This window comes from Candidatus Zixiibacteriota bacterium (assembly GCA_019038695.1).
In the GTDB taxonomy this organism is placed as follows: Bacteria; Zixibacteria; MSB-5A5; order GN15; family FEB-12; genus B120-G9.
In genome coordinates this window covers 1-10,298 of the sequence record JAHOYZ010000037.1, presented here as the reverse complement: position 1 = coordinate 10,298, position 10,298 = coordinate 1, and the positions used below count along the sequence as shown (strand labels likewise).

At 50.7% G+C, this 10,298-nt stretch carries 12 protein-coding genes; 3 read left to right on the top strand and 9 right to left on the bottom strand.

Going from position 1 to position 10,298, the window contains the following annotated elements:
- The 3 genes from KOO62_11660 to KOO62_11650 all read left to right on the top strand — a co-directional run.
- Positions 1-310: DNA recombination/repair protein RecA (locus tag KOO62_11660; GenBank protein ID MBU8934644.1), on the top strand; the 310-nt coding region annotated here is incomplete at its 5' end.
- Positions 311-389: 79 nt separating this feature from the next.
- A complete protein-coding gene (locus tag KOO62_11655) occupies positions 390-797 on the top strand; it encodes a hypothetical protein (GenBank protein ID MBU8934643.1) in 408 nt (135 codons plus the stop codon).
- Positions 798-842: 45 nt separating this feature from the next.
- Positions 843-1,040 (top strand): hypothetical protein, encoded by a 198-nt coding sequence (locus KOO62_11650; protein MBU8934642.1) that lies wholly within the window; start codon positions 843-845, stop codon positions 1,038-1,040.
- A 37-nt stretch (positions 1,041-1,077) separates the two neighbouring features.
- Here the strand turns inward: KOO62_11650 and KOO62_11645 are convergent, their stop codons facing one another.
- The 9 genes from KOO62_11645 to KOO62_11605 all read right to left on the bottom strand — a co-directional run bounded on the left by KOO62_11645 (position 1,078) and on the right by KOO62_11605 (position 10,125).
- A complete protein-coding gene (locus KOO62_11645; protein MBU8934641.1) occupies positions 1,078-1,260 on the bottom strand; it encodes a hypothetical protein in 183 nt (60 codons plus the stop codon).
- Positions 1,261-1,521: 261 nt separating this feature from the next.
- A complete protein-coding gene (gene ahcY / locus KOO62_11640; protein MBU8934640.1) occupies positions 1,522-2,781 on the bottom strand; it encodes an adenosylhomocysteinase in 1,260 nt (419 codons plus the stop codon).
- A 3-nt stretch (positions 2,782-2,784) separates the two neighbouring features.
- The gene (gene metK / locus KOO62_11635; GenBank protein ID MBU8934639.1) at positions 2,785-3,948 is read right to left on the bottom strand and encodes a methionine adenosyltransferase; all 1,164 of its coding nucleotides are present in this window, start codon (positions 3,946-3,948) and stop codon (positions 2,785-2,787) included.
- A 46-nt stretch (positions 3,949-3,994) separates the two neighbouring features.
- Positions 3,995-4,969 (bottom strand): NTP transferase domain-containing protein, encoded by a 975-nt coding sequence (locus KOO62_11630; GenBank protein ID MBU8934638.1) that lies wholly within the window; start codon positions 4,967-4,969, stop codon positions 3,995-3,997.
- 86 nt (positions 4,970-5,055) lie between these two features.
- The gene (locus KOO62_11625; GenBank protein MBU8934637.1) at positions 5,056-5,685 is read right to left on the bottom strand and encodes a hypothetical protein; all 630 of its coding nucleotides are present in this window, start codon (positions 5,683-5,685) and stop codon (positions 5,056-5,058) included.
- Positions 5,682-6,518: a hypothetical protein gene (locus KOO62_11620; protein MBU8934636.1), complete on the bottom strand. Its 837-nt coding sequence runs from the start codon at positions 6,516-6,518 to the stop codon at positions 5,682-5,684. The genes KOO62_11625 and KOO62_11620 overlap by 4 nt, the downstream gene beginning before the upstream one ends.
- Positions 6,519-6,522: 4 nt before the next feature.
- Complete coding sequence (locus KOO62_11615) at positions 6,523-7,185, bottom strand: hypothetical protein (protein MBU8934635.1); 663 nt, start codon at positions 7,183-7,185, stop codon at positions 6,523-6,525.
- 24 nt (positions 7,186-7,209) lie between these two features.
- The gene (locus KOO62_11610; GenBank protein MBU8934634.1) at positions 7,210-8,085 is read right to left on the bottom strand and encodes a hypothetical protein; all 876 of its coding nucleotides are present in this window, start codon (positions 8,083-8,085) and stop codon (positions 7,210-7,212) included.
- A 66-nt stretch (positions 8,086-8,151) separates the two neighbouring features.
- Positions 8,152-10,125, bottom strand: coding sequence for a DUF4097 family beta strand repeat protein (locus KOO62_11605; GenBank protein MBU8934633.1), 1,974 nt, complete (start codon positions 10,123-10,125; stop codon positions 8,152-8,154).
- Positions 10,126-10,298: the final 173 nt, after the last annotated feature.

Genomic DNA, 10,298 nt, shown 5'->3' with positions numbered 1-10,298 from the left:
GGTACGAGTAGTTAAAAACAAAGTTGCCCCGCCGTTCCGGGAGGCAGAGTTTGACATTATCTATGGCAAGGGTGTCTCGCGTACCGGGGAACTGCTGGACATGGCGGTCAATAACGACATCATCGACAAGTCCGGTTCGTGGTTCTCATACGGTTCCGACCGATTGGGACAGGGCCGTGAGAACTCTCGCAATTTCCTTGAGTCCAACCCCGAGATCTACGCCGAAGTCGATACGAAAGTCCAGCAAGCCCTGGGTATGATGCCGGTGGAGGAAGCTGTCGTAGAGAAGGAACAGGACGGGGAGGAGTAAACACTCTTGGAGTGTGGCGATTTGGTTGAATAAACTTGCTTGTTCTGCGTAATATTTGCAGACAAGGAGGACGTGAAATATGTCAGTAGCAGTAACTGGTGGAGCGATTGCCGCAGCTGCGGCAGCGAAAAAGAAAAGGCGTCTTCAGGAAGAGGAGGAACGCTTGACAAATTACAATAACGACGACCTCAAAGACTGGGAATTTAAAATTGTCCGGTCGGTCACGGAGAAGTTCAAGAGCCACGAAGCGGTTCAGAAACTGTGTGCCGAAGAAGCCCAGGCCGGTTGGGAAATGGTCGAGAAATTCGACAACGGCCGGATTCGATTCAAGCGCCGGATAGAGTGTCGTTCCCGTGATGGCCATCTACAAATCGATCCCTACCGGACCAATATCGGTTTTACCGAGGGTAGTTTTGTGATGGTCATTCTTGGTGTCATTGCTCTGACTGGAGGGGTAGCGTTTCTTCTGTTTAGATTGATGGACTAAGATGAGCAGTTTTATGACTCACCCCGTAGTGGGGAGGATAGAAAATTGGGAAGACGGCAGTATTTAATTATCTCGGGCGTGTTCTTTGCAGCCATTGCTTTGATGCACTGGTGCCGGGTCTTCTCTGGCTGGCCCATTCAAATGGGATCATGGCTGGTCCCGATCTCAATTTCATGGATCGGCGGTCCAGTGATGACCGTGCTGGCCATTTGGGCGTTCCGGCTGGCCAGCAAGGCTCGGTAGAGCGTCAGACACACCAATGAACGAAGTTCGAGGCAATCTACGGTATAACCCACATAAGTAACTCGAAGAGTCCCACGAAGATTGGTACGATCAACAGCGGTCTGAAGGTTCTGCAGTTGAAAGTTCTCACCAATCCTTCAAAGATAGCGGATACACCTTCCTGTCCAAGGTACCAATACGTGCGGGCATTAAACGCCATTGCCGTCAGCACTAACAACATCAACACTCCCGGCAGAAGGATTGGCTTGTGAAATACTGAGTGATAAAACCACTCCGCTGTTTAGGGTACACCCCAGAGTAGGCGACGTATGTCTACATAAGCGATACAGAACGCCAGGGAAACACATAAGCTCGCCCGCACTGTGCCTGCCTGAGCTATCTCAAATGCACGTTCGTGGCTGTTTGGAACCCGTCCTTCCTCCGCCTGCACAGATCTCCTTCCCACGGCTTTAGCAGTTCCTTTTCCCTCTTGTTGCTGCCCCTACGTCCCCATTTCCCACGAAGAGAGATATTCTCTTTGTTCAGCAGTCAGGCGGTCGATGCGAATGCCCATCGATCTCAGCTTCAATGCTGCGATTTTCTCATCAATCTTCTCCGGCACCACATAGACCTGCCGTTCAAATTTCTGATAATTCTTCACCACATATTCTGCCGCCAGCGCCTGGTTGGCAAACGACATATCCATCACCATGGCCGGGTGTCCCTCGGCGGCGGTTAGATTTATCAGGCGTCCCTCGGCAAGAATGTAAATGCGTTTTCCTTTGAGAATATACTCCTCAACATGGGGTCGCACGAGTCGACGTTTCTTAGTAGCTTTGTTCAGAGCATCAAGATCAAGTTCGACATTGAAATGCCCTGAATTGCAGACAATTGCCCCCTCCTTCATCTTTTTGAAATGTTCCAGCCGGATGACGTGAATATCCCCGGTAAGCGTGACAAAAAGATCTCCTTTGGGGGCTGCCTGTGACATCGGCATGACCATGAATCCATCCATCGTGGCCTCGATGGCCTTGACTGGATCGACTTCGGTGACAATCACATTCGCGCCCATTCCTTTGGCGCGAACAGCCAGACCACGACCGCACCAGCCGTATCCGGCCACGACAACAGTCGAACCGGCGATAAGCATATTGGTGGCTCGCATGATGCCGTCGAGCGTTGACTGACCGGTGCCATAACGATTGTCGAAGAAATGCTTGGTCTTGGAATCATTGACTGCTATCACCGGGAATGGGAGTTTTCCATCAGCCGCCATTGCCTTGAGGCGAATAACCCCCGTGGTTGTCTCCTCGGTTCCGGCCATCACCCCTTCAATGAGTTCTCTGCGATCACTGTTGAGCGTTGAGACAAGATCAGCGCCGTCGTCCATAGTTATATGCGGTTTGAAGTCCAGCGCCTGATGAATGTGTTTGTAATATGTCCGGTTGTTCTCGCCATGGATGGCAAAAACATTGATCCCGAAATCCTTGACCAGCGATGCAGCTGTGTCGTCCTGGGTCGATAGCGGATTGGAGGCACACAAAGCGACTGTCGCCCCACCTGCTTTGAGGGTACGCGCCAGGTTGGCTGTCTCGGTGGTGACGTGCAGGCAGCAGGCGAGTTTCGTGCCACGCAGGGGTTTCTCTTTCTTGAACCGTTCCCGAATCAGACTCAGTACCGGCATGTTGCGCTCTGCCCACTCAATTTTGCTTTTCCCCTGGCGAGCCAGGCGGCGATTTGCGATGTCAGATTTGATTGCCATTTGTTATGCGTCCTTTGCGAGTTTCTTTGCGAGGTCAGTTTTTTCCCATGAGAATGTCTTCTCATTTCGACCGAAATGTCCATAGGCGGCGGTGCGCCCGTAGATTGGTTTGAGCAGGTCCAGTTGTTTGATAATTCCCTGAGGGGTCAGGTTGAAATGTTTTTTTATCAATTCGACAATACGTTCCTCGGGTACTTTCTGAGTGCCATCCGTAAATACCATCATCGACACCGGCTCAGCCACACCAATGGCATAGGCCAACTGAATAGAGCATTTGTCGGCGAGACCCGAAGCGACAATATTCTTGGCCACATAGCGGGCGGCATAGGAAGCACTACGGTCAACCTTGGTCGGGTCTTTCCCCGAAAAAGCTCCTCCTCCATGAGTCGCCATACCACCATAGGTATCCACGATGATTTTCCGACCGGTCATACCGGTGTCCGCTTTGGGACCGCCGATGACAAACTTGCCGGTAGGATTGACAAGAAATCGCGTCTTGCGGTCGACCATGCGTTTGGGCAGTATGGGCAGGATCACTTTGTCAATGATCTCCGCACGAGATTTATTCGTGATCTTCTTGCCCGTTCGATCCAGAATGTCCTCTGTGTGCTGAGTCGAGACGACCACTGTATCGATTCGTCGCGGCTTGTTGTCATCATATTCAACCGTAACCTGCGATTTGCCGTCCGGGCCAAGATATGGAAGAGTCCCGTTTTTCCGAACCTTTGCCAGACGCAGGCATAGTTTGTGGGCCAGGATGATCGGCAACGGCATTAGCTCTTTTGTTTCGCGACAGGCATAACCCGACATCAAGCCCTGATCGCCGGCGCCCCCGACATCAACGCCCTGGGCAATATCAGGCGACTGCGATCCGATAGCGTTCAATACCGAGCAGGCGTCATAGGAGAATCCATAGGCTGGATTGGTATATCCGATATCGCGTATTATGCCGCGCACTAATGAATCGATATCGACATAGGCATGTGTAGTGATTTCACCGCCGACGATCACCAGTCCGACTGTGGCGAATGATTCGCACGCCACGCGACCATGCTTGTCCTGACGCAGGACTTCATCTAGAACACCGTCGGATATCTGGTCACACAATTTGTCCGGGTGTCCTTCTGTTACCGATTCGGATGTGAATAGAAAATTATGTTTGGCCATATTGTCCTTCCTTGGCAATGGCTCTCGCTGGTATGACGATCAATCTTTAAGAACCGTCAATTTCCGAACAGTCACCGATATTTACGCGTCCCGTCACTCTATTGATAATCGTCGAGCGTCCCACGATGGAGCCCTCAATTTCGGAGTCGACAATTCTAGAATCTGCACCAAGTATACTATCGGCTATCGTTGAATGTTCAACAACCACACCTTCCGAGATCGAAACATTCGGTCCAACGACGGAGTTAACGATTCTTGCCGAGGGATCGATGTAGAGAGGAGGAATCAATTTCGAACCTTCGATTGGCGGCGGAGCTGGGAGTTTGGCAAGGAGGTCGCGATTGGTTTGAAGAAGAGTCTCTTTCTTGCCGCAGTCATACCAATGGCCGACGTCATAAGGCCTGAATTTGATACCATCACTAATCATCATCTGGAGAGCGTCGGTGAGTTGAATCTCTCCGTTGGTTGTGGTGCGTTGTTCGACGAGGGTGCGCAGTGCACTTTTCAATAGAGTAGGCTCACTAAAATAGTAGGCTCCTACCAGAGCCAGATTGCTGCGTGGTTTGTCTGGTTTTTCCTCCAGACCGACTATTGTGCCGTCCTCAATCTCAGCTATTCCAAAGCGCCTTGCGTCCACAACCGGTTTCACGCCCAGGACGTAATCGCCTGTATCGGTAAATTCATGACAGTCACACTCGATCACAGTATCACCGAGGATAATTACAATTGGTCCCTCGCTGACTGTTTCCAAGGCCAGGTGGATAGCATAGCCAAGGCCAAGGAGTTCGGTCTGGGGCACAAAGCGTGACTGGAAGGAATAATTGTTTTCGATGTAATCCTTGATCATTTGACCTTGATAGCCGATCACAAAGATGACTTCGTCTGGATTCAGCACCTTGATCGGGGCTAGAATATGTCCCAGGACAGTTTGCCCACCCACCGGGAGCAACGCTTTGGGCAGGTGTAACGTATGTGGTTTGAGTCGTGTACCAGCCCCGGCGACGGGGATAATTACTTTCATGCCGTATTCCTCAATTGTCCGTATGCTATGCCACGACAAGGTAATTTACAAGCAAAATTCGAGTGGGGGGGTAATTCCTAGAACATCTACAAGAACGACCCGATCCAGTCTTCTATCAAGAACTGGACCCGACCAATCAGAAGCGAGACACGCCCCATGACTGTGTAGCCGAAGTGGGCGCCAAACGAAACCATGATGAACCAGATACCTACCTTGGCTGTTACGCCCAGCGCGCCGGAGTGCTCTTTGGAAAAGTAGAAATAGATCAGAGTTGAAATCACCCCGACCACGACAATAACCGCCAGGATCGCTTCAGCAAATCCGCCACCGCCGCCCAGAGGGATCATCGTTGATTTCATCGCCGGCAATACCAGCCCATGTAGCTGAGTCGTAAGAAATACACCGCCGGTGGTGCCCATGACGAAAGCCAACGGAATGCGTGACAGCCATGAATATCTCGAGGTGAACCGTGAGAACATCAGGATACCCAGCAGCCCGGGAATAAGAAGCCACCACTTGTCATCGTAGATCATCGGGTCCCAGAGCTTCTGAAGAACCACCGTGTCCCAGATCAGACCAACCTGGTAACCAGTTGTTAATCCAGCGAAGATATGCTCGGCCAGTTTGTAAATGGGATTGTCCTTGTAGAGGAAGGAAAACAACGCCAGCGTGAGAAACGCCACCAGCCACATCTGGAATATCTCTATGCCACTCATTTGCCTATCCTGCGTCTATGCTTCCCACTGGCAAAGAAGCCGATATTGCCTAGAAGAACGAGAGCAATAATCAGCAAGTGAACCAGCGACTGGGCACCCATGCCACGGGTGGCCGAACCCTCATGATTGATCAGGATTTCATATTCCGCTGCCCCTTTCATCCCGCCCAATAGACCGACGATCTGATTGGAACCGAAGAAGGAGTAGAACTTGGGTGCCATAACAGCCGTCATGCCTACGCCCATAGGTACGCCATAACCGGCATTAACAATCGAAATCCAGTAGTCGGCAGTGGCGTTGTCCGCCACTTCGAAGATGAACTTCACATCTTCATAGTTTGTCACCGAGTCCATCATTGGCAGTTCCGACAGTGGTGTGCCACTGTTATCGGTAGGGAAGATGCTCTCGATTGACAGTCCCATGCCCTTGAGGACCGAGACGTAACCGTATTTGTAGCCAAGATTAACATAGTCGATGCCGTACTCTTTGCCGTATTCGGCAGCAATGCGCCGTGTAACTTCCTCGGCCATCGATGGACCCCCAAGCGGGATGTTGCTCAGAGTAATGATGCGGCAATCCTTGCTGAAAAAATGTCTTGCGCCTGCAATCGCCATTGGCTCTGTCTCAGCCATAGTCGAAGGATAATAGTCAAAAACCAACATGACGACCGATGAATCGGGTAGTGCCTCGACATTGTCGTAGAAAGATTGAGCCTCAGGAGATACACTTATCGGGAATTTAGCTGGTACCAGAAAGGGAATGATCACAGCAATAGCTACCGCCAGGTAGATCCATCGCCGATCAAGCTGTTCGAGTTTTTCCCAGATAGTCAAGCGGCTAACCCTTCCCCATATAGGTTCGCTCGATACCGAGAATGATACGCAGTGACATCGAGGCTGCACCCAGGGCGGCACCTATGATAATCCCGCGCTGCACCGCCAGGTTGGCACCGTTCATAATATACGTATTCAGAAGGTTGGGGATGTCACCCGGGAACAGGTTCAAAAATGCTTCCCCCATTGGTACCCGCCATAACATGACCAGGATGGCTGTAATGAGCAAAAGGGTAGCTTCGGCGCTTCGGGCACGAAAGGCACGGTATGCTGCGGAGGCGATATAAAATGCCAGAGTGGCAAACATAGTCGCCATCATCGGAGCCTGCATGTAAGTGAATAACCAATCGTATATTGATCCTGCTTCACGGCCAAGCAACGGCGACCATGAACTTGGCAGCACCGACGGCAAGGACATTACCAGGATCGATAGCAACGTGAAGACCTTGTATATCCAGCCTTCTTTTTTCTGTGTCACGGCGGTCCAGTTGACGCGCGTGATCGAGACCACGCCCAAGAGCAGCGTAAACCCTCCGATGATAATCAGCCAGTTGAGCAGTTCCTGAGACAAGCCACCAACAAATGTCGTCTCTTCATTGAAGAAAAACGATATCACCATAATGACACCGGCGACAAAAGCTATGGTTACTGGCGCGGTCGTTTTCATCTTTGGTCAAGTTCTTTCATTAGTCTAAACGGCATCAAACCAACTTCTAAACGTTTCGCCGGCACCGAACGTTGTCAACAACATGCCTACAATGATAAGCACTATAATGATGACTTTCACCAGGTCCTGACCCTTGAGCCCCCCCAGCATCACCGGTTCGTGCGACAGGTATGCCGAGGCAGCATAAAGTTCTTCGCCCATAAGTGTGTAATCACAGGCCGCAATAAAGAAGGGGAGTTGCTCCGGACGGGCAGTACCGGCGATCTGGATTGACCCGGCCGCATTGCCGGTCTCAGCCAGCAGAAGCGATTCGGCGTAAAACGCACCCATCATGATATTCGTTGCCGGACGCTCACGCATCATGTAGCCATTGACGTTCGCCGTGAAGGCAAACTGTTCTCCAGCGACATATTTCACCGTGTCTTTATCATAAGAATCCCGTTTACCCATTTCGATATATGCCTGCTCGACAATTTCCTGTCCTGCTGCCAGCACCAGCGGATAACGCACAGGCACTGATAACGGGGTGTCATACTGGGCTGTGATCTTGGCCACGCGGCCCAGAATCGAAATGCCCGCAATCGTGTCAATCATGTCAAGCTCATCAATACCGGGAATAAACAGAACCGGTCGACCCATCTCGGTTGCGCGTCCGACGGCTTCTTCGACAGCATCAAGGCCGGGTATTTTTCGCAGGAAAAGTGATTTACCCTTGCGAGCCCAGTGGGTATAGACCAAAACTGCAGTGGAGAAAACAACCACAAGAATCAAGGCGTTAACACGATCCCAGCGGAAAACCCCATCCGTTGTCTGTGCCAGAATTACCTGATAATCACACAGGATATAACCCAATGCGACAAGAAAGGGAACCACTATACGATGTCTGATCTTTGATAACACGCCGGAATATACACTTTTCGCAGGGATTGTCAATCAAGTAAATATGCGTTCTGGTTCTTCAAATATTCAGTGGGGACGGACAAGTTTGATGTTGCCAGACTGACCTGTGACGGTCAACAATGGGCCATCATTTCCTTGGGAATACTCGATTTTCTTAGCGTTGTTGGACTCGATAATGTCGACCGGCCACGCGCAGGAAATCAAGCCGTGGATCGAGTTCGCCTTCAAGCGGAGATCAACTTTCTCAGAGATTGACAATTCGATGCTGCCATGGTCGGAGAAAATCTGTGAAGGACCCTCCAGGTCGTTGTTAATGAGAACGTCGATATGCCCCAGTTTGTTAGTGAGGTCAAGGGTACTATGGGCGCGACGCACGGTAATAGGAGCATGAGTACTGTTGATGGTAAGCGGACCGACCACGTTCAGAGCCAGGACAGAGCCTGTCTGATTACTGGCCTCAGCTTTGCCGGAAATGCCGTCATATACGATAGGGTAGTGTGAGTTGACAGCCGTCACATCTCCCTCGAGATCGCGTACCTCGATGCGACCCCCTGTGTTGGTGATGCTAATCTCACCCTCTTGATCGACGACACGAACTTCGCCACTGTTCCTGATATTGGTGCTTCCCGTGCAACCCGAGAGTTCAACAGCAGCAAAGGTGTTCTTGATCGTGATCTGGCCCACGCAGTCGGAAATTGCGATTGGAGCAAACTCAGATTGTATTGAAATATCGGCTTCGATATCCGACAGCGACATATCACCCATATTGGCAGCAATAGCGACCGGGCCAGAAACTTCATCCACTACTATCAACGAATTATCGGCGTGCAATGTCACTCCACCCTCGATATCCGAGATGTTCATTAGTCCGAAGGAACCATTGCAATTCAGCTTATTTTCGAAGGGGACCATGATCTCCATCCTACTGCCGTCAATGGCCGTACCCGGATCGGTTATCTTTGGTACTGTCACATCAACCCGGATTTCATTTTGCGTCGAACTGACTTCCAACTGAATCTGCTCGACCAGCTTCGTGGCGCGACTGCGGGAGTTCGAGGATACTTCCACCAACAGCTCTGCTCTTACCATCGCCCTGTCCCAACCTGTTATTTGGACATCACCAGTGGGACTATTGACGAATATTGGAATGGCGATCGAGGGCACTTTGACACTGTCATCCAGTTCCTTCATCGCACCAGTAGTACCGGCGCCTTTACCATACAATCGTGCAGTGGTCACTTGCCGTCGTTCAGATGTCACGTTGTCTGTCTGTCGCGGATAATGATAGACAAGAAGAGTTTCAGATGATGTGGGCAGAATGACTGTGTCGGGGTCATCGGAGAGAAATATCACCTCTGGAATCTCGGGGATCTCCGGAATTTTAGGCATTTCGGGGATGTCTGGAATTTCGGAAATTTCCCAACCGAGTTCAATCAGGGCCATGCTATCGCCAAGAACCTGAAGCTCTGTCCGAAGCTCAGCCATCATTTCGTCCAGTTCAAGGTGAGCTTCTCGAAGATAGATCACGACCTCATGCTTGAGCATGTCTTCCAGATCTAGATATTCGTCTACATCGTAGAGCAAGACAGTTTCCAGCGCTTCAATATCTCGGCGAAGGGATTTCGTAACGCGATATGCTTTGCGGTCATTTTCGCGTAGCTCTCGCTCCTGTTTTCTCAAATCCCGAGTTGTACTCTCCAGGTCCGATATCAGTAAGTCGATGTCATCGTGATAGGTCCCTTTTGCCAGTCGTACGCCCAATTTCGTGAGAAGCTTCCGTTGTGATCTGACAGACTTCGAATTCAGCTCTGCCAGTACCTCACTGTAATCGATAGTGAGGTCTTCAAGTTCAGTCAGGACATCGGCGTAGTCCTGGGCTACTTCCTGAGCTTTGGCGCTTACCACAATCCGCGATTTCCGGCGTTCCTCCAAATCCTCCGGTGGGGGAGGTGCTGTTTGGGCGAAAGCCAGTCCGGCTATCGTCATCATTGGCATGAAAGTCAGTAAGACCTTCTTGAGCTTTAATGCTGCTTGGATCATAATCAGATTACTCGACTCAATTCCCTCTAATCAATATCCCAGGGACTTTCCATAGTCATCATTTTCCCTCCGCATCACTACTTATTCCACTTACCTCATCCATAGTACTCTGGCTCTGAGCTAAAAACAAGCTTCCTCTACCCCGGGGATAGCTATTTTGTGATCTTCTGGTA